This is a genomic window from Fannyhessea vaginae DSM 15829 (genome assembly GCF_000159235.2).
Lineage (GTDB): Bacteria > Actinomycetota > Coriobacteriia > Coriobacteriales > Atopobiaceae > Fannyhessea > Fannyhessea vaginae.
In genome coordinates this window covers 648,344-668,650 of the sequence record NZ_ACGK02000001.1, presented here as the reverse complement: position 1 = coordinate 668,650, position 20,307 = coordinate 648,344, and the positions used below count along the sequence as shown (strand labels likewise).

At 41.4% G+C, this 20,307-nt stretch carries 20 protein-coding genes; 6 read left to right on the top strand and 14 right to left on the bottom strand.

All coding sequences use genetic code 11. The features are described 5' to 3' along the window. Positions 1-73: 73 nt before the first annotated feature. The gene (locus HMPREF0091_RS02935; RefSeq protein WP_006302770.1) at positions 74-1,678 is read left to right on the top strand and encodes an MATE family efflux transporter; all 1,605 of its coding nucleotides are present in this window, start codon (positions 74-76) and stop codon (positions 1,676-1,678) included. A gap of 137 nt (positions 1,679-1,815) precedes the next feature. Here the strand turns inward: HMPREF0091_RS02935 and HMPREF0091_RS02930 are convergent, their stop codons facing one another. Together HMPREF0091_RS02930 and aspS are read right to left on the bottom strand one after the other, a co-directional pair. Beyond that, entirely contained in the window at positions 1,816-2,757 is a 942-nt protein-coding gene (locus tag HMPREF0091_RS02930) for a hypothetical protein (protein WP_010241738.1), read from the bottom strand. Between the two features lie 248 nt (positions 2,758-3,005). Continuing rightward, positions 3,006-4,787, bottom strand: a complete 1,782-nt coding sequence (gene aspS, locus HMPREF0091_RS02925; protein WP_006302768.1) for an aspartate--tRNA ligase — start codon at positions 4,785-4,787, stop codon at positions 3,006-3,008. 456 nt (positions 4,788-5,243) lie between these two features. Here aspS and HMPREF0091_RS02920 point away from each other — a divergent pair, with 456 nt between their 5' ends. The 5 genes from HMPREF0091_RS02920 (at position 5,244) to HMPREF0091_RS02900 (ending at position 10,171) form a co-directional block, all read left to right on the top strand. Beyond that, entirely contained in the window at positions 5,244-6,605 is a 1,362-nt protein-coding gene (locus HMPREF0091_RS02920) for an efflux RND transporter periplasmic adaptor subunit (RefSeq protein ID WP_006302767.1), read from the top strand. Between the two features lie 11 nt (positions 6,606-6,616). Further along, positions 6,617-7,348 carry an ABC transporter ATP-binding protein gene (locus HMPREF0091_RS02915; protein WP_006302766.1) on the top strand — a complete coding sequence of 244 codons (732 nt, stop codon included), beginning with the start codon at positions 6,617-6,619 and terminating at the stop codon, positions 7,346-7,348. Continuing rightward, positions 7,345-8,697 carry an ABC transporter permease gene (locus HMPREF0091_RS02910; protein ID WP_006302765.1) on the top strand — a complete coding sequence of 451 codons (1,353 nt, stop codon included), beginning with the start codon at positions 7,345-7,347 and terminating at the stop codon, positions 8,695-8,697. The genes HMPREF0091_RS02915 and HMPREF0091_RS02910 overlap by 4 nt, the downstream gene beginning before the upstream one ends. Before the next feature lie 207 nt (positions 8,698-8,904). After that, on the top strand, positions 8,905-9,726 hold the full coding sequence (locus HMPREF0091_RS02905) for an HAD family hydrolase (RefSeq protein WP_010240937.1): 822 nt from the start codon (positions 8,905-8,907) through the stop codon (positions 9,724-9,726). A gap of 136 nt (positions 9,727-9,862) precedes the next feature. Next, positions 9,863-10,171 (top strand): hypothetical protein, encoded by a 309-nt coding sequence (locus HMPREF0091_RS02900; protein ID WP_010240935.1) that lies wholly within the window; start codon positions 9,863-9,865, stop codon positions 10,169-10,171. A gap of 187 nt (positions 10,172-10,358) precedes the next feature. Here the strand turns inward: HMPREF0091_RS02900 and HMPREF0091_RS02895 are convergent, their stop codons facing one another. The 12 genes from HMPREF0091_RS02895 to HMPREF0091_RS02840 form a co-directional block, all read right to left on the bottom strand. After that, on the bottom strand, positions 10,359-10,853 hold the full coding sequence (locus tag HMPREF0091_RS02895) for a collagen-like domain-containing protein (RefSeq protein ID WP_010240933.1): 495 nt from the start codon (positions 10,851-10,853) through the stop codon (positions 10,359-10,361). A 23-nt stretch (positions 10,854-10,876) separates the two neighbouring features. Further along, positions 10,877-11,383, bottom strand: a complete 507-nt coding sequence (locus HMPREF0091_RS02890; protein WP_006302761.1) for a hypothetical protein — start codon at positions 11,381-11,383, stop codon at positions 10,877-10,879. Positions 11,384-12,066: 683 nt separating this feature from the next. Further along, a complete protein-coding gene (locus HMPREF0091_RS02885) occupies positions 12,067-14,100 on the bottom strand; it encodes a DUF2207 domain-containing protein (RefSeq protein WP_006302760.1) in 2,034 nt (677 codons plus the stop codon). Positions 14,101-14,453: 353 nt separating this feature from the next. After that, on the bottom strand, positions 14,454-15,080 hold the full coding sequence (locus HMPREF0091_RS02880; protein ID WP_006302758.1) for an FHA domain-containing protein: 627 nt from the start codon (positions 15,078-15,080) through the stop codon (positions 14,454-14,456). A gap of 22 nt (positions 15,081-15,102) precedes the next feature. Next, positions 15,103-15,444: a DUF192 domain-containing protein gene (locus HMPREF0091_RS02875; protein WP_006302757.1), complete on the bottom strand. Its 342-nt coding sequence runs from the start codon at positions 15,442-15,444 to the stop codon at positions 15,103-15,105. A gap of 2 nt (positions 15,445-15,446) precedes the next feature. Beyond that, positions 15,447-16,010 carry a hypothetical protein gene (locus tag HMPREF0091_RS02870; RefSeq protein WP_006302756.1) on the bottom strand — a complete coding sequence of 188 codons (564 nt, stop codon included), beginning with the start codon at positions 16,008-16,010 and terminating at the stop codon, positions 15,447-15,449. 27 nt (positions 16,011-16,037) lie between these two features. Further along, entirely contained in the window at positions 16,038-18,074 is a 2,037-nt protein-coding gene (locus HMPREF0091_RS02865) for a hypothetical protein (protein ID WP_006302755.1), read from the bottom strand. Then, positions 18,046-18,549, bottom strand: coding sequence for a TadE/TadG family type IV pilus assembly protein (locus tag HMPREF0091_RS02860; protein ID WP_006302754.1), 504 nt, complete (start codon positions 18,547-18,549; stop codon positions 18,046-18,048). The genes HMPREF0091_RS02865 and HMPREF0091_RS02860 overlap by 29 nt, the downstream gene beginning before the upstream one ends. Beyond that, positions 18,524-18,829 carry a hypothetical protein gene (locus HMPREF0091_RS02855; protein WP_010241963.1) on the bottom strand — a complete coding sequence of 102 codons (306 nt, stop codon included), beginning with the start codon at positions 18,827-18,829 and terminating at the stop codon, positions 18,524-18,526. Before HMPREF0091_RS02855 ends, HMPREF0091_RS02860 begins: the two co-directional genes overlap by 26 nt. Before the next feature lie 54 nt (positions 18,830-18,883). Further along, positions 18,884-19,477, bottom strand: coding sequence for a hypothetical protein (locus HMPREF0091_RS02850; protein WP_006302752.1), 594 nt, complete (start codon positions 19,475-19,477; stop codon positions 18,884-18,886). Positions 19,478-19,483: 6 nt separating this feature from the next. After that, on the bottom strand, positions 19,484-19,654 hold the full coding sequence (locus HMPREF0091_RS02845; protein WP_332259257.1) for a peptidase: 171 nt from the start codon (positions 19,652-19,654) through the stop codon (positions 19,484-19,486). 114 nt (positions 19,655-19,768) lie between these two features. Continuing rightward, the gene (locus HMPREF0091_RS02840; protein ID WP_160149235.1) at positions 19,769-20,206 is read right to left on the bottom strand and encodes a type II secretion system F family protein; all 438 of its coding nucleotides are present in this window, start codon (positions 20,204-20,206) and stop codon (positions 19,769-19,771) included. Between the last annotated feature and the right edge of the window lie 101 nt (positions 20,207-20,307).

Sequence of the window (20,307 nt, the reverse complement as noted above, 5' to 3'; positions counted from 1 at the left end):
AACAGCGGTTATATACTGAACGTTTAATGTCTAAAATATCAAAACAAATAAAGGAAAGCGGTTACAAAATCGGATGGGTAAACATATCTGTAAATTCAATTTTATTGCCCGCGTGCATACGATGATTCATAGCGCGCGGTCTGTCTGCAACCCTGATACTATATCCGCTCATCCTCAAACAAAAGATGTGTCTAAACAAGCATGCACTACGCACGATAAAAACGCTTCTTCTTTGCAGGCAGAACAAACCTTGGTAGCTGCAGATAATTTGTCCACGCCACGCTCAACTCACGAGACATCAGATAAAAAACTTACTAACAACGGCTCTCTTGATACAACCACAGGTGTTATCTGGAAGCAACTTATTACCTTATGTTATCCTGTTTTTTTAAGCTCCTTTTTTCAGCAGCTGCAGCTACTATGCAACGCTTGGGTTGTAGGTAAATTTGCAGGGACTAATGCATTTGCCGCACTTCAATCGTGCGGAGCCCTCTGTGACCTCGTAATTAGCTTTTCTCTTGGATTAGGAGTTGGCTGTGGTGTTATCGTAAGCCAATATTTTGGTGCAAAAGATTATAAGCGGGTCCATGATGGCGTGCATACTGCAATGGGTCTTGCCGTTGTATGCGGTATTATTTTTTCGGTTATAGGAACCATATTTGCACAAACCATCCTCGAAATGATGGATACCCCTCAAGAAATTATTGGCGATACCTTAAACTTTGTGCATATATTTATGGCGTCGATGATTTTTTCTATTATTTATAACATTGGAAGCGCGCTTCAACGTGCAGTTGGCGACACAAAAACTCCATCAATCATCGTAGCATCAACCTGCGTTGTAAACGCCCTGTTAGATATTCTCTTTGTAGCAGGTTTTGGTCTAGGAACGCTTGGCTGTGGTTTTGCAACGCTTATTTCGCTTATTTGGGGTTCCGCTTTAACGTTATATAAATTAACACACACCAATGGGTGTTGGGCATTAGTGATTCACGATATTACTATTGATCCTACCATTGCCACTAAAATGCTTAAATGTGGTTTCCCACTTGCCATACAAGGTTCTATGTTTGGTTTTTCTAATATTATTGTACAAAGTAGCGTTAACATGTTTGGACCGCATGCAATTGCCGCTTGGGGTCTTTCATGCCGTATGACGTGCTTTGTTTGGATGCTTTCAGAGGCAATTGGATCATCCGTGACCACATTTGCAGCTCAAAACTTTGGAGCGCGTAATTACAAACGCATGCAACGCGGGCTCTATACTGCCATGGTGCTTGCACTGATTATCATCGGTAGCTTTACTGTTATTGTTATGACATTTGCACATCCATTTGCGCGCGTATTTGTAAGCGACGAAACGGTGATTGCAATTACGCTGATGATCCTTATGTTTAATACGCCGTTTTCTATTTTTTACACCATTATGGATATTTTTTCGGGAACTATACGTGGTTCGGGCGAAAGCATGGGTCCAATGATTATAACTATCATTGGTACCTGTATTCTTCGCGTTGCATGGATTATGATTCTTATGCCAATCCATCCCACCCTTGAAACGATACTGGTTGGATATCCCGTTTCGTGGGTTGCTACCGCAGCGTTCTTTGCGCTGTATTACTATAAAGGACATTGGATGCAACACGGCAGCACTAAACTCAAGCAATTGCGCGCATAACGTTATAGGAGAATACATGCTGAAAGCACCTGATGAAGATACATGCTGAAAGTGTGTGCTTGTGCAAAAAAGCTCTCTTTTCTATACGAAAGGAGAGCTTTTATAATCGCACTATATACCTAAATGTGCAAGATTACTTAAAAGCGTTTACGAGCTACAAATCCCGCTCCAAGTGTCGCTAAACCAGCAACACTGCCTAAAATGCCAGAAATGCCAAACGGATCAGATGTTTTAGGAGTTCCCTTTTGTTTTCCTCCCTGCTTGCTGTTATTCTGATCGGTGTCGGATGGCTGTTTATCAGTATCTTTAGGATCTTCGTTTTCGGGTTTGTCGTTGTGAGAACCTTGTATAATCTCCTTATAAAGTTTGTTAGCTTCTGCCTTGGCAGATTTTAATTCTTCTGCAGATAACGTACCTGAATTAATCTTTTCTAGCAATTGCGCATAACGCTGAATAGCACTTAACTTATGAGAGTGTTTAACAACATCGTTGTAAAGTTCGTTAGCCTCTGCCTTGGCAGATTTTAATTCTTCTGCAGATAACGTACCTGAATTTATCTTTTCAAGCAGTTGAGCATAACGTTGAATAGCCGAGGGGTTTGCAGGTGTAGTATCACCTGAGTTTGCATCGCTTGCTGAGGGGTTTACAGGTGTATTATCACCTGGGTTAGCAGGTGTATTATCACCTGATTTTGCAACATTCCAAGACTTTCTTGTCTGTTGAACATGATTTTTTAATGCTTGCTGTTGATCTTTATTGAGCTTACCACTATTTGCATACTCTTGAACTGCTTCAGCATATTTTTTGAAAGGACTTTTAAGAGATTCTTTATAGTCGTCTTTCGCGGCGTTTACCTCGCGTTTAAGTTGTTCAATTTGCTCGGGACTCAGGTCTTTACTTGCAGCATACTTTTTAACAAGTGCAGCATACTTTGAAAATTCGCTCTGAGGCGTATCAGCAAAAGAAACCGAAGGCAATGTAACAAGGCTACCTGCCAACATGGAAAGCGACAGTCCAGTTGCAACAGCAGCTCTACCTACGTTTGAGGCAACAAGGGCTTTTCTCTTCAAGTGTTTCATATTCATCTCCTACTCATGCCTGCTAACAGGCAAGCCTTTACCAAGATGAGAGAATTTTACCCGAAAAGAATAGGATACATAGTTAACTTTCTTATTTGAATGGCGCTTATATAATTTTTTTATATCGCTGAATCATAGCTGAATATACAATATGTATAAATCTAAAAAAGCGTACTTTACGAGGATATAATCATCGTAAAGTACGCCATAGTTAACAATTAAGCATACATCGTATTTATGTATACAGTTTATATTTGCTTGTCATCTTCCACTACACGTAAGTGTAAATCGCTCAATTGTTGCGCACTTACGACAGATGGTGCTGCGCTCATAAGATCGGACGCGGACGTTGATTTTGGAAAAGCTATCACATCTCTAATTGAATCTGCACCTGCTAAAAGCATACAAATTCTATCAAGACCTAATGCAAAGCCACCCATGGGAGGCGCACCAAAGGTAAGAGCATCCAGTAAGAAGCCAAACTGCGCACGAGCGCGTGCTTCGGTAAAGCCAAGCATTTTAAGAATGCGCATTTGAAGCTCGGCATCGTGAATACGCATACCACCACCGCCTGCTTCATATCCGTCCATAACAAAGTCATACGTGTATGAACCAACCGAAAGTGGATCAACTGAAAGCTTATCCATATCTTCTGCGCGAGGTAGTGTAAACGGCTGGTGCTCAGATGCATAGGCATTACGCTCGGGATCCCAATGGAAAAGCGGGAAATTTACCACCCATAAGAAGCTGTGACCGCATCGCTTAATAGACAGTTCATCAGCCAAATGAAGACGTAAAGCACCCATTGCTTGGTCGGCTACAAGGCGTTTATCAACAATAAAGAGCAGCAAATCTCCAGGTTGTGCTTCCATTTCGGCGCAAAGCGCGTGAATTTCGTCCTCTTGTAAAAACTTAGCAATAGGGCTTTTAATTGAGCCATCGTCGTGCAACGCTATCCACACAAGGCCTGCAGCGCCGTTTTTCTTTGCCACATCAGCCAACTTATCAATGCGAGATCTACCCCAGTTACCAGCGGTTTTAGCGCACATACCTACAACACGTTGACCATGTTGAGCTGCTTGCGAAAATACTTTAAATGCACTGTGCTCAACCAGTTTGGTAACATTGTGCATTTTCATGCCAAAGCGCGTATCAGGCTTATCGCAACCGTAGGTATCCATAGCATCCCAGTATTGCATGCGCTCAAGATGCTGAGGGAATTTTACGCCTACCTGCGTGAACGCCTTAGACAAGATTGCCTCTGCCATATCAAGTATATTTTCTTGAGTTACAAAACTCATCTCTACGTCTACTTGCGTAAACTCGGGCTGTCTATCGGCTCTAAAGTCTTCGTCTCTAAAGCATTTTACAATTTGATAGTAACGCTCAACACCACCAACCATCAGCAATTCTTTAAGCAGCTGAGGAGATTGTGGCAATGCATAAAAATGACCTGCGCGAACACGTGAAGGAACCAAAAAATCGCGCGCACCTTCTGGAGTTGACTTAAAGAGCGCAGGTGTTTCAACTTCGATAAAATCATGTTCGTGAAACGCCTGACGCAACGCATGGGCAAAGTTGCTACGTAATTTAAGATTGTTGAGCACACGTGGACGACGAATGTCCAAGTAGCGATAGGTAAGACTCATATCCTCAGATAAGTCTATTTTATCTTCGATCTGAAAGGGAGGTGTTTGTGACGTATTAAGAACTTCAATAGTATCAACCAATACCTCTACTTCGCCTGTTGGCATAGAAGTATTTGCTTGACCTTCGGGACGCAGACGAACAGTTCCCGAAACCAAAACAGGCCATTCGGGTCTTATGTCTTGCGCGGTATTAAAAGCAACGCCGTCTTTAAAGTTAGGGTCACATGCAATTTGTGTATAGCCGCTTCGATCTCGAAGATCAATAAAAATTAAGCCGCCAAGATTACGACGATGCCATACCCAACCAGTTAACGTAACCGTGCTGCCAACATCGTGTGCACGAAGTTCACCGCATGTATGCGTATGCATAGAAAACGCCATACCCCACCTCTTTGTACGTTTGTAATCCAAACTGAAAACCCAGTGTTTACATGGCTCAGTGTAGCTGTGACTAAAACGCTTGCAAACATGATTTTAGTTATGACTCTGAGCTGTATAACTTATAAAGAATATAACAAAATGTCTGAGTGTACATGCTTATTGCTCATATTCCTTTAATAATCTAAATTATCTTGGGTACGCGCCGCGCCGCATTGCCCAAGGGTTGTACGACGCACCGCGGTATTCAAGGGCACACACGACACGCTGCGGTGCCCAAGGGCTGCGCATATACACTTGAGCTTTACAATGCGCGTAAAAACTTGGACTGTATATCGCGTATATGCTTTAGCTGCATGTCTTAAAGAAATCTTACAAAAATGTAAGAAAAGAACTCCATAGACAAACAAATGTTTTGGTACAATACTGCTATAAGCAAACCCCTACAAAGGATGAGTCATGTTTAAGAAAAACACCAATACAGTGCCTCCCCTCCCTCAAAATAACCAAGTACCTGCTCAAAATATGTCAACTCTAAAAAAAGACGAAGCAGATGCCAATCAAGCACTTAACGCCATCATGGAGTTGCGCAAGAAAAAGCGCCGTAAAAATAAAATCATCGGTTTGTCTATTCTGGGTATATGTGTTTTGTTCATTATTGCAGGTGTTGTAGGATCATTTCTTTCAAAGTCTCACAATTCAGCGCAAGACGCACCTCTCGCAACGGTAGAAAAGCACGATTTTACCAGTACTATAAAAACCTCGGGTACGGCAGAGCCTGTTTCTAATACCGTAGTTACTCCCGAGGTCGATGGCATTATTGATGAAGTCCGCGTAAACCAAGGAGCCAACGTAAAAAAAGGTGACGTACTATTTACTATCAAAAACGATACACTTGATAAAGCGGTGCAAACTGCACAAAACCAGCTTAATGTTGCAAAGAAGCAGGTAAAAAGTGCACGAGATGCGTATTCACGAGCTTACGCTAGCTATCGTAAAGCACTCAATGAATACAACAGTGCACCTAGTGCAGAAGTCCAAAAAGCACTTCCAGATCCAGATACCGTTTACGAAAGTGTAGCCTCTGCTCAAAGTGCTATAGATCAGGCAAAATTAGCCGCCGATCAAGCACAGTCAGCCGTTGATGACGCCCGCGAAAAAGCAAACAAACGCACGGTTGTAGCCCCATGCGACGGTAACGTTATCACCATGAACGCAAAGCGAGGCGCAGCGGTAGGTTCACTTACTGCTGGTATGGCTGGAAGCATTGGCCAAAACCCCGAAAATGGCATACTCATCCAAATTGCCGATCTTTCAAAGATGCGCGTTCGTCTTAGCGTCAGCGAAATTGATATTTCTGCAATAAAACCTGGACAGCAAGCAAAAGTAACGTTCAGCGCGCTGCCTGGTGTTACCTGTGACGCTGTGGTAGAAAATATAGCAAGTACAGCGGAAAATGCTGCGGTATCACCAAGCCAAATGGGTGCCGCCACAAGCAATACCATGGCAAATTATGCGGTTGATGTTCTTATTGACAAGCCTCATGAATCAATCAAATGCGGTATGACTGCCGACGTAGAAATTGTTACCCAAGAAGTAAAAAATGCCCTTGTAGTACCAACTTCTTGTATCGTTGAAGAAGATGGAACATCGTATGTATATGTGTTAGACGACAATCACGATGGAAATGCAAAGAGTTTTACCAAGCAGGCTGTAAACGTAATTGCACGGAGTGGCTCACAAACAGCAATCGAAGGTGTAGCTGAAGGCACAAGCCTCAAACGCAATGCAAGCTCAGACGACTCCTCCTCACAAAATTAGGAAGGATAGGTATGAGTGCTGTTGTGGATATAAAAAATATTCATCGCGTCTATGAATCAAAAGCAGGAAGTGTTCATGCGCTTAAAGGGGTTTCTCTTTGTGTAGAACAAGGTGAATTTCTATGCATTATGGGGCCTTCGGGTTCGGGTAAATCAACGCTTATGAATATTCTTGGCTGTCTTGATACACCTACTCAAGGAAGCTATTTTCTTGAAGGAATAGATATTGCCACACTTTCTGACGACGAACTGGCAACTATTAGAGCAAAGCGCTTGGGTTTTGTTTTTCAGTCATTCAACTTGTTGCCACGTGCCACGGTACTTAAAAACGTAACGTTGCCCTTAGTCTATTCAAACTATCCAGCAGACTTACGTTTTGAACGAGCGTGCAGGTGCTTAGAATCGGTTGGATTACCTGCAACGTATTACAATCACAAGTCAAATGAGCTATCGGGTGGCCAAATGCAACGTGTTGCAATTGCACGAGCATTGGTAAACAATCCAGCTGTTATTCTTGCTGATGAGCCAACGGGAAACCTTGACTCCGCAACAAGTGAGATGGTCCTTAAAACGTTCAAACAGCTCAAAAGCCAAGGAAAAACAATTATTCTTATTACACACGATCCCGAAGTTGCAACGTGGGCAGATCGCTGTGTTCACATTCGTGATGGACATCTTTTAAGCGATGAAGAAGAAAAACAAGCTGTTTTGAAAAGTACACGCCACGGAAGAGGCTTAACATGAACGTACGTGATTTATGCTTGGAAACCTGGGAAGCGCTTAAAGCTAATAAAGGACGCTCAATTCTTACCATTTTAGGAATTGTAATTGGCATTACCGCAGTTATTTCTATGACTTCCCTTATTGGTGGTATTCAAAATACCTTATCGTCCTCACTTGGGCTTGAGCGTAGTAAATTAATCTACGTTACCATGTATCAAGACAAGGATAGCTGGTCAGAAGCCGATATTACAAAGATCAAAAGCGATATTCCCACGTATCGCGATTTTATGGGTGTTGCAATGGCATCTGATACTATTTCTGTGAGCACAGGCGCCGTCAATGCTCAAGTTACTGGCATTAGTAAAGGATACTTGTCTGCTCAAGGTATTGAGATTATTGCAGGAAGTAGCTTTGCTAATTCACAATATGCGGAAGGCTCAGATGTTATTATGCTTGATAAAACAAGCGTAAAGGAGCTTTTTGAGCTTAACTCCGAAGGCGTCATTCACTCAAAAATAAGTGCGTCCGCAACCAAGCAAGAAGTGCAGGAAGCAGATAGTAAGCCTAAAGGAAACTCCTCTACCCCTTCGCTTTCGGCACAAGAAGAAAAATCATTGTGTGAACAGGCAATTGGAAAAACAATCCGCTTAAAAGGTCGCCCCTATACCATTGTTGGAATTGCAGAAAGCGCAAATATGCCATCCCTTGGGTTCGCAGGGAAAACTGTTCAGCTCTTTACACCGCTTAAAACGCTTCAGATGCGCATGAGTCACTCGATGTCGTGTACGGAACTTTTAGGTGTTGTTGACGATAAAAATAAAGTTGAAGAAACGGAAAAACGCACCAAGGAATGGATTTCTTCTCGTTTTAATTACAAAAGCGATAAAGATGCACCTAACAAAATGCCTAACTTTGCTGTTCAATCGGTTGAAGGCGTAACAAAAGGTTTCAACAGCTTTATGAGTGGTTTTCAGATGATGGTCGGCTGTATAGCAGGTATATCTTTGCTCGTTGGTGGTATTGGTATTATGAACATGATGCTTACCAATGTGTCAGAGCGTATTCGCGAAATTGGCTTAAGAAAAGCTTTGGGTGCCAAGCGCCACGACATCACCAAACAATTCCTCCTTGAATCGGTTTGCCTGTGCGTTACCGGCGGCATTATTGGCATGCTCTTGGGATTTTTATGCGCACAGGGCTTAGCTGTACTGGTTTCGATGTTCATGCAGATGCATGTCAATGCAGCTATTGATGCAAAATCTGTTGGGTTAGCGGTGGGAATTTGTGTATGCATAGGTATTATATTTGGTTTTTATCCTGCAAGACGCGCTGCCATGCTTGATCCTGTAGAATCGCTGCATTATCAATAGGTTCTGCACTTACGAGTGGGACTGATGTGACATAAGTCTCTGGTGAAACCGTTATAGCAATTATCAATGGGTTTCGCGTAAGGCGGATGTGTTGAATCATACTCCATCAAGGCATAAAAGATGGACGATTTAAGCATCTTATGTTTCATGCGTACAGGTAGACGTATACTCTTTACAGCTTAATTTTTGCACATAAGGAGTTTACGTATGCGTTGTGCTTATTCTTGCAATTCATCACTTTCGGACGTGTATGCACCATTGCACACAGACAATTCGCTTGTATCTGATGATCCAAGCCGTGCACAAGAATCTGCTTTAGACGCAACACTTCAAGCAGACAATACCACTTGCGATGATACCCCAATCAATGCTGTTATCTTTGATATGGATGGTACTATTTTAGACACACTTCATGATTTAGCTACGTCGGTTAATTATGCACTTGTCACCAACGGATGCACGCCGTGCTCAACAAGTCAAGTTCGCGCATATCTAGGCAATGGAGCACGCAATCTTATAAAACAGTGTGTGGGTGATGGTGCCAAACCAGAGCTTTATACTCGTGTATTTGAAACGTTTTGTGCATATTACGCCACACATCATGCGGAAAAAACTTCTCCGTATGAAGGGATAATTTTGCTGTTAAAACACTTAAAACAAGCTCATGTTAAGCTGGGCGTGCTTTCTAATAAACCTGATTGCGATGTACGTGCGCTGGTAGATACTCATTTTACTGACTGTTTTGATGTATATGCAGGAGCTAGTGATGCATACCCGTTAAAGCCGGCGGCAGACCATGTGTTTGCGATGATGGACAAGCTTCATACAACGCCTCAGCACTGTTTATATGTAGGTGATTCCGAAGTTGATATACAAACTGCACGCAACGCGCATTGTAGGTGTGCAAGTGTCAGCTGGGGCTTTAGAGATAAAGATGAGCTTATACAACTGGGTGCAAATCCTTTGTGTTCAAATGTAGAAGAACTTAAGGCATATATAGACAAGCACATCTCGACTCAGACGAAATAAATAAATAAATAAATAAATAAATACATCTTATCCTTACGCTTACCACAAGAATATGTTCGCTTGCCTAAATCTCATAGTTTTATGCTTGTTGCACGATACAATAAAAGCATTAGTAAACCATGAGAAAGGATGCATCATGGGTAAGAAATCTGATGAGGTACTCGACATCAATTATGACCAGCTGGCCGATTATCTGCATACGCACCATTCGGTATATATGAAGGTAGATAACGATGTTTACTATTTGACCGATGCAAATTACGAAGCATGGCGCGCGCAAGATACAAGCCTTAGAAATGCAAAAAATCACTTTGTTGATTGTAGCGAATTGGTTGCAACCGTAGATGAATTTCTTATGCTTGGCTTTATTAATGGAAAGACCATTAAAGATGTCTTTAGCAGCGCAACATTTTATCCTTCTCTTAAAGGTTCTAAAGATAAATAGTGTGTGAGCTGTTTTACAGCATAAAAATTAAGTGTTACTCATATTGCAAAAGGCTCATGAACGTACTTACACGTAAGCCGATTAACTGTTGTTTCCTTCAGTTAATCGGCTTGTTTTGCAGTTCAGTTAATAAACGTGTGCAAATACTAGGTATATGCACATAACCCACTTATGTAAGAGCAAATATCTAAAACAACTTTTTCTTAAGAAACACGGATGACAAAATACTTGCACCAGTAATCAACATAGGCAACGCATACGAATTTATATCACTTGTCTGTGGAGACTTTTCAAAGCTATACCCAAAGCCATCTAGATAATCTGGTTGTGAGCCACTTCCAGCTAAGCTGCCTGCGGCTCCTTGGTCACCTTTAGGGCCTTGGTCGCCCTCGTCACCTTTTTGACCAGCAGGGCCAGCAGGTCCTTGGTCACCCTTATCGCCCTTATCACCCTTGTCGCCTTTATCACCTTTTGGGCCAGCAGGTCCTTGGTCACCCTTATCGCCCTTATCACCCTTGTCGCCTTTATCACCTTTTGGGCCAGCAGGTCCTTGGTCGCCTTTGTCACCTTTATCACCCTTGTCGCCTTTATCACCCTTTGGGCCAGCAGAACCTTGGTCGCCCTTAGGACCAACAGAGCCTTGATCACCTTTATCGCCCTTAAGTCCAGCTAAACTGCTCAAATCAACTTTTCTTGTATCGCCATTCAAAAAGTAAGCAAAAGATAAGGTTTGCCACCTTCATTGATTGTCACAATATTAGTAACAGGGTTGGGATTGCGTACAATAAACTTAAAAATAAACAACTTCCCATTACTATCCTCACGAAGGTCGGTAACGTAAAGCTTATAGACTCCGTCCTTCATCTTGTTGCTAGGAATGGCTATTTTGTTTGCCAGTTGTGTGTGAAGTTTCTTGCCTTTTGGATTTTCATTTTCTGGCAAAATAAGATATGAAACATTGGTTAGAGTGCTTGAACCGTCTTTATTGTTGAGCTGGTATCCATCTGGGTTAACTGCAATTCCATTTTCTGCTTTTTGGCAACTAAGAATACCAACGCCAGGTTCCTTAATACCAACACCAGCTTCAAACGTTCCCGTTACATTTATAAATTGAAATCCATCCGCAAATGCAGGTGAAGCAATAAATGCTAACGTAGATAACGCTATCACAAAAGAAACCATTTTCAAAAGCATACTGTGTATTCTTTTCATATTTAAGCTCCTTTCGTAGATTGAATACAATTGATAGCTGACTTCAATGAAGCTTAAATAAAAGCATTATTTTCAGGATTTTTTTATTTCATAAAAACGCTGTTACTTACAAGGTGTGATATGAGGTGAAATAGCAGCGTGTTAGAAAAAGCACTCTACAGGTACTCATTTATATATAACATTGTCAATTTACTAACATTCCTGTTGGTTTCAGTCCTACAGGGATGTTAGTAATAAAAAAAGAATGTACAAACTACAGGTATACAATCCTAATATAGCCTAATATAAGGATAATTTTATTTTTAGTACTCCAAAAATTAGCGTTTTACATTATGCCAAAAGGTCATACTTTGTGCTGTTCCCTTTTTTCTGTAATTTTAACTATTAGTTAACAAACACAGAATAACATGTTTGTGTATTATGCTCGTATGCATATGTTCCTTCGGCTTTTGAATCAATGAATTATTACTCTTTACGTTGTGTTTGACGTAATAATTATTTGCTGTTAGTGTGACTTAGTTGTCATGATGTTTTTCCCATACTTTAACAATCACCTCACCGATAATGACACCAGCTATACACGGTAATGCCGATGTTATAAAATCAATGATATTGGTTAAATAATCCATTGTATTCTCCTCACCAGCGATAAACAATCAAGCTTCACGTTACAGATATCCAAGCTAAAAGGCACCGCCTCCGCCTCCGCCGCCAAAGCCGCCGCCTCCGCCGAAGCCCGAAAATCCGCCTGATTCACCAAATAAGCTGCTTGCTTCACCAAAAGGATTATCAGCATTAGTAAGAGAAGCGGAAAAACTTGTAACGTTATCAATTCCTCTTGAAAAATCATCAAGAGGCGTATAGGCAGACATACGTGGTGAAAAGAGCGATGCGTACCACCAATACATAACAAAGTCGTCGCCGATGTCGCCTATTTCCATGTCGGAGTTACTTGCATGGATGTTCTTTAATAAATTGCTTGAAACACCCAACACAACCGCTAAAACAAGCAATCTGTTCCAAAGAATCAGGTCAGTTGGAATAGTTTCTTTAAGGCGCGTAAAATCAAGCGCCCAACGACGAAAAGCATGCAACTTGGCGCGAATTTCGATAGCTTCTTGTGAAAGAGCCTTATAGCTTTTAAGCGCATATACATACCCACAAAAAACAAGGCAGACTGCTATGAGCTCACCCAATAACATGGCATCAAAAACCATATAACCGCTTAACCAACCAATGCAGCTAAGACAAACCAACAATGTTGCCAACACTATAAATATCCAGCAGCATACACGTGCGCGCGAAACAGCAGAAGAGCGACGAGCAAAGAAAAATGCACGATACATAGCAGCACTCTCAACGCTTTGATGCCAATTCTGGTACGCTTTCGCACAGGATGATGCGTTGGCTTGCGAAGCGTTAAGTGCATGCATATCGGCAAAACTCACATGAGCACCAACATATGAAACAGGCTCATCAGTATTGGAATTCTTGGGAACTTTGACAAAACTCGTTAAGAAATCATAGGCCTTTTTATCTATATCAAGAACATGTAAAGCCGAGCGATTGCGCTTTTCAGCATGTGTTTGTCTAAGCGTAGCTATATCCGATAATCCCAAACATTGAGCGTAATGGGGATCTTGGTTTTGGAAAAGCGTATCTAAATAGTCTTTATCTTTTTGGATGATAAGCTCATAAGATTGCTTATCTTTTTTGCTGACCTCGCTTTGAGCGGCTAAAGGCATGTCGTTACAAGGTTGTAGCTTACAGACACCTAAATCGCATAAACGCATAAGAGAAGCCATTAGAGCTGACGGACGGATGTCCTTATCGTAATACAGATATCCAAGCACAGCTGGATGATCATGAGATGGTACATCCCTAAAATAGGGATCGCTAAACTGAGGTCGATAGCAGCGCTTTTTAGATATCCACAGCACAATTCTTACAACGCATGCAAGAGCAATAAACGCAGCCAGCACAACTTGAAGCACACGAGGTGCAAGCAGTCTTATCTCACGCTCTCGATTAGTTTGTTGTGCCCATGCACGCTCTTCTGTTAGTATGCTTTCTTTTTTATCAGCTTCTACTTGATCGGCAGCGGAAAGCCACGAATTTGGGAACAAGATGCGAACTTCTGCAAAAGCATGTGAGGGTACCTCGGGCACCGTGCAAGTAATACCGCAAGAATTAAACGCGAGCGATCCATCAACAGGTCCATGCGCCCATGCTTGAACATTTTTGCCTTCACGAACCGCTTCCCCTGAAGGACAAGGCAATTCAATCGTGCATGTTACATTATTTGAACCTTTTTTCCATCCATCCGATACAAACTTCCAATAGAGCACCGAGGTATCTCGATAACGCATTGCAACACGGGGCAACTTATACGATATTTCAAAGGTTGCGCGATCATTCCTATGTGCAGAATATACTTTTACATGCTTATATGTTGATTCGTTCTCTACCTCATACGATACAGATGAGGCGCTTTGTGCATCTGGCGTTGCAAGCTCAGAAACCTTAATATCTTGAGGTTCAATATAGCGATGTTCATAATTTCCAAAGGGAAGATCCCAATATACGCCTTTAAACGAGCCTTTAAACTCAAAAGTACGACGTTCACGAACTTGTAATGTGCCATCAGTGGTTAGCGAAGCATAAATATTAACATCTGTGATGCGATAATTTTTATCTGCTAACGCGTACGCGGGCATAAATGAGCAGCTCAAAAGATACATACCGCACGCGAGCGCGCTAACAATTTTACAAAAGTGTATCAGTGAGCTATTCCGCCTACTAAACGCAGTCACTCTAGGCACAAACACACGAGCCAGTACACACATAAGTGTTGTATAAACGGTATAGATCAAGAAGAAACACACATTTTGCAAGTGGCAACTCTGATTGAGCTTTAAAGTTTTCATCTATATCCATTCTCATAGCTTAAGAACAGGTAAACACATATAGACAAGTATATCAAAGAACCATTGTAAATAGCTATGATCATAGGTGACAATGAAGCTGCAAACGAAGTGCTCACAATGCATAATCAACTCATAACAATATATTACGAGAGCCGTGTAAACGTAATTCCGCATACGTCAATCGTATCACCTACCATAACTGATACAGGATCCATAATCGCGCGACCATGAATTTTTGCTTCATTAGTTGCTCCACAATCCTCTACTAATACCTCATCTTTGTTAATAAAGATTCTGATATGATTACGCGAAACAGAATGAGCGTGCAAGACAACATCATTAGAGGATGATCTTCCCACTCGTAACTGATTACTAAAGCGAATTTTTGTGTCAAGAATTTCAGAGTGAATCAAAAATTCGGAACTGGTAAGCTCGTTAGTATGCATATCAGACTTTTGCTGCGCGCTTGGATGGGCTTCATATTTTCCCTGCTCTCGGTCAGACGAAGTGCGAGAAAAATCATATAAGCACCCATAGCATATGTTCATATCTTCAAAAAGTTCTTCATCACATACAGGACAACGTTTCGTCGTGCACATGTGTTGCACTGCATCTTTGCTATCAGCCGAAGCACGTGAAATGCTTTCGGCTGTCTTCATATAAGACTCCATAGGTATATGAAGCGTATTGGTAATATCAACTGATTCAGAATCTAGATCTTTCGTACTGTTCATCATCTCAAGATGATTGGCCTCCCTCATAAACTGCATAAATAACTCCTTTCACGTTGAACTAGCAAATGCACCCTTCAAACATAATTCGATCACCTTCTTTAAACCATGCCGTCATCGAACACGGACGCTCAATAGTCCATTGAGCCTTCCTCGCTGTCCTAACATGCCAGGGCTTCAGATTGCGACAGCTTTTTATCACTACCCCACGGCTATCAATAAAAGCAACATCAAGCGGATACGCCATCCAATACGTATGAATCGAAGAACATCGAGCAAGAATAACGCCTCTATGCTGCGTGGTTGTTCCTATAAGTCCTCGTAACTTTGCGCATATTGATTCAAGAACTTCAAACTCCCCCAACATAGTTTGTGAAGAGGTTTTTATAAGCTTTATAGTCATAATTACACCAATACTCCTGCTCTAAATCTATCAACTACAAGAAACTTTTTATGCTCAACATAGGCTTGGGGACTAAACGCAACACCTGCGCAAACAAACGATGATGGCCAAGGTTTATATTTCATAGTGCAGGTATATCTGGTAAGAAGAGGCGAAACTGCATAGGACAAAGGACGCGATGGATCCGCATGCAAAGCATCATTTTGTACTTCAATATCACAAAGCTCTGTATCCATTGATGCTTGTAGTTGATTTTGAATTTCCTCGCATGCATGCTGAGCACTTTGTTCTCCAGCAGGAGCAACACCTTGAACAAGTATCGCCTCGCGCGCGCAACGATCAAAGCGACTACATAAGTTGCAATACATGCCAACATTATATGAAATCAAGATAACTACCAGAATAATAGGCATGAGCACTACCAGCTCAACACACATCTGACCTGCATTATCTTGTAGGACTGCAATATGGGAGTTGAAGCGGCATACATTTCTATTGTTACTGCAAAAAATGTCGATACGCGCAGCAAGGGCACTACAGAGATGGTGCAGAGTGTTATCAAACATGACTTACAACCTTTGCTATCTATGACACTATTTCTCTAATAAAAACGATAAATCCAGGCGTATCGGATAAGATTCTTCCGAACCTAGTTTAGGGATTTGTGCAATTGTGAACGAATCATCTCCCAAAAACTTTTTTAGTTTTTCAAGATAGCGTTTTTTAAACGTTTGAGGATCACGAGGCATTTTTTCGATCCAAGCGCGTAGCTGATCGTTTTGAGATAGACCCGCTTTATGTAAGACATATTGAGAATTGACACGTACAGGTTTTAGAAGACGAAGATCCACAGGCTCAAACCCAAAACTTGTGATAACTTCACCGAGTCTATGCTTTAGCCACATACCAATCTTAGAATTTCCAGAGAAACTTAAACTCCCAAAAACACCATCAGTTATTGAGCTCATGTGATCATAGAGTGATCCGTAATTTTCAAGTAAGTCAGCCCAGAGTGTGCAAAGCGAGCTTATTACGGGAGATACGAGCGGAAAATCCAACTTTTTTACTTCTTCTGCCGTTCTTTTAAGTACAGCATTTTGTGAATCTGTGGCGTCGGGGGCAAGCGTAGCTGCCGAAAGTGCTATACCACCAGGTAGTTGAGCTGAACTGGTAAAAGAAGAAACTAGATTGTCTGGTGTTTTAAGTTCAGAGGAACGAATGACAAATGCAACACATCCATATGCACCAGGCGGACACAAATGAGGCCGTCCTGTTCCTATAAGTGCTAAAGCCTTATCAAACGCAGTTGCTGTAGTTTCGGCTTGTTCTTGCATTTTTTGCTGAACTTCTTCAGCTTTTTCTTGCGCTTTTGCATAAGCACGCGCGGCTTGTTGAAATATCTTCCAATAATATTCAAATCCATTGTTAATATTCGTGGATGCCGAAGCTACTTTTCCCATAATAGATATATTTATCGCATCGGTTGAACTACTTTTTGCTACCCCTTGTTCAATTTCTTGTAGACTCACATAGCAAGCAGGTGAGGTATTCATATACTCAATTGAACAATGCGCCACTAACTTCCCATCTTCATATGATGCAGGCCATAGTTTGTCGGTATAAAGTTCGCATCCTCTTACAGAATCTGCATTGTGAGGTAATTCAGGCAAATTAAAGAGGTTCTCATCATTTTGGCATGAAACAGCTGAGATTTTTTTATACGCATATGAATAGAATTGCTTGCGAGCACAAGATCGGCAATATTCATCCCAACTCAAATTTTTAGGAACTTCCATGCTTTGACGTTGCGCATAATAAGATTCTGCACGTTGTCTTGCAAACTCAAACTCCCATTCGTCATATGAATACGTGCGATTATGAGATCCATCCAAATACGTTAAATCAGCTGCACGGCTTCTCATACAATGCGGATTATCCACGCAATCTGCCTGATATGCTCTCAATTTATTTTCACTCATCTCTTTTTCTATGGCTTCTAGTTCCTTTGATTGATCGTGCAACTGTTTTCCACCATTATTGAGATCCTTAGAATCAACGCTTACCGTCAAAGCTGGATATGAACTTTTAGAAACAAATGGATATGGAACTGCAAGTCCAACATAAGGACATGTTTCGCTGCTATTGGCATACGCGCATGAAAGTGAATTGTACGCAATAAGAGCAGGTAAAGCTTGCTCAAATTTTTGAATTCCAGCATAAGCGCTTTTTGCAAAACGTTGCCGTGCCAAAAATACTTGCGTCCCCACATCAAGCAAAGGCGGTGAAAATGCATTTAAAATCGGCACTGCCGCAGCAACCAATCCAACAGCGTATACAAGCATCCCTACTAATCCCAAACTTAAAACAAAGGCATCCAAGACATGCACAATCGTTACAAACGATGAGACACAGTTTGAACCCGCAAGTGCTGTGGCATCGGCAACTTCTTGAATGTCTGCAGCTCTACTTGAAATCCAGTGAAGCATTGCCAGTGAAAAAATAAGCGAAAGTGTTACCAACAGTACGCACGCAAGGCTTGTGGTTGTATATCCCTTCCTATCCGCAATAAATATACTCAACGGCGAAACATGTGTATGCGATTCAATTCCAAATTTGCATCCATTCGTCATATGAACCTCCTAACCAGGAAGATTGATACGCCTGTTTAATGTGGGCGCGAAGTATCAAGCCACGGTCATCTTTTTCATGAAACATTTCGAGAAACTCTTTCCATAAAGGTAGTGGTGTTACATGCCCAGTTATAGATACTTCTACTTCATGCTCATCACGAGATATTTCAATCACCCAATCCGACTCATCACCGGAGTGAAACATGTCCAAACGTGGGAGCGCTTCTAGTCTGCGTAGGGCAAAACCCTGACAATCTTTATAAGATCCATCAAAATCAGTAGCTGCTACACGTGCTGTTTCTGCTGCCGTTCTCTGCATAACCGATAAACTGAAAGAAAGAATGATAGGTTGCAACAACAATGCGCACAGTATAAAAATTATGGGCAACAGTGCGGCAGCTTCAACTGTTGATTGTCCTTGGCGCTGACGTACATAGCCATAAAGCCAGCTAATAAAGAAGGATATCCTGTACATCACCAATCACTCCTTGAGCAGTTGTATGAGACGAAGCGTCAATCGATCTTTGTAAAAGATCTTTGTTAGCCCATGCATGCCATAGAGCACTCAGCGCAAGGATCATTGATAGAAAAGCTACCGTTACCAACACATATTCCAAACTCCCCTGACCACAACGACTCGGTATATGTTTGAATATCCAGCAACCAGAAAACAGACGCCGAAGAGATTTATGCAACTTGGCAGACAAAACCCTATGAGAAGTGGCTTCATTTGTAGCACCTTTTAGAAAGCTCATATATACCTCTGTTTTCCACATAACGCATTAAGACGTCTTAAGCACAGACACACATTACTCCGTGTTTTGCTGTGCTTGCTCGCTCCATTGCTCATAGCGCATACGTAGCCTCGTTACTTTGCATCCTTTAGAAGACACATCCGTTTGCACACGGCATACATCTATCCATTCATGGTGTTGAATAATACACATCCACATGTGACCCAGCAGATCAAAATAACCGCTTTTGACTAATTTACATGCGGATTTATTCCTATACGTAGTAAGTACGCAGCGTATCACCTGAGAAATCGAACTTTCGCAGGTTAAAGACGTTTGAAAATCATCCTTAATAAAATTTTCGATAGCAGCTTGATCATCCACACTTATCACGTTGTTTATAGCAATTGTTTGTGAGTCATTTTGCTGATGTTCCAAAGACAAATGCGTAGGTGATTCAGGTGCCCGTGAGGCACTATCACTCAATTCGTCAAATGGCTCTACATCAGATTGATTCTGGCTTTCAGAAGAGACGCTTGGACAAAGTACAACAAACCATATAAAGGGTGCTATCCAGGTTACAATTACCAAAACAAGCACTACTGCAATATAGCGTTTAAGCATAAAAGGAAAGCTGACGGGTTGATATTTTACATGTCTGTGCATCATACACGCTTACAATTGTTCAATACCGTTTTTGATTGCATCCCATAATTCTTGTATCTTTCCTTTAAAGGAAATGATAGCCAAAATAGCTATAACAACAAGAACACCAACCAAGATGGCATATTCGGTTGTACCTTGACCCAACGTATCAACACGAAACGTTGCAAGACGGCACTGCATATTTTTATACAGGCGTTGCGTTAAGGCATGAAGTTTATAATACATATGCGTCCTTTCAGTTCAATATCAACGTATATTCAACTTGATTCAAAAGCTTTCAGCTGCTGCTCAAGACTATACGGCAGAAGCAAGAAGAGGCCCCATAATCGAAATAAGCATAGCTGGCACGATAAGTACACCCATAGGTATGAGCATTTTAACTGGTATTTTTTCAATCTCTTCTTCCAACTCAAAGCGCTGGGCATCTCGAATACTTTGTGCCTGATCCGATAAAACTCCAACTAAAGGCGATCCACATTCAAGTGCTTGTATAACCGTTGAAGTAAAACGTGTAAGAGCATCAATATGTAAATCGTCAGCAATATCTTGTAAAGCAGCTCGCCTAGAAATAACGCCCAATCTATATTGCAACAATTGACGTTGAAATAATTGTGCAAGAACGCCGTTATAATGCATGCAATATAAATCCAATGAGGCTTCAAAAGAAAGGCCTGATGAAAGACCCAAAGTTATAACATCAAGTAAGGTAGGAAGTTCCTGCAAGCACATCATACGGTTCCTTTTCCTCGTAAGCATTACATAATATTGATGTATTCAGGGAAATTCAAAAATCCTAGTTTTTATATCGCGTATTAAAGCTGGTGCAAAAAACG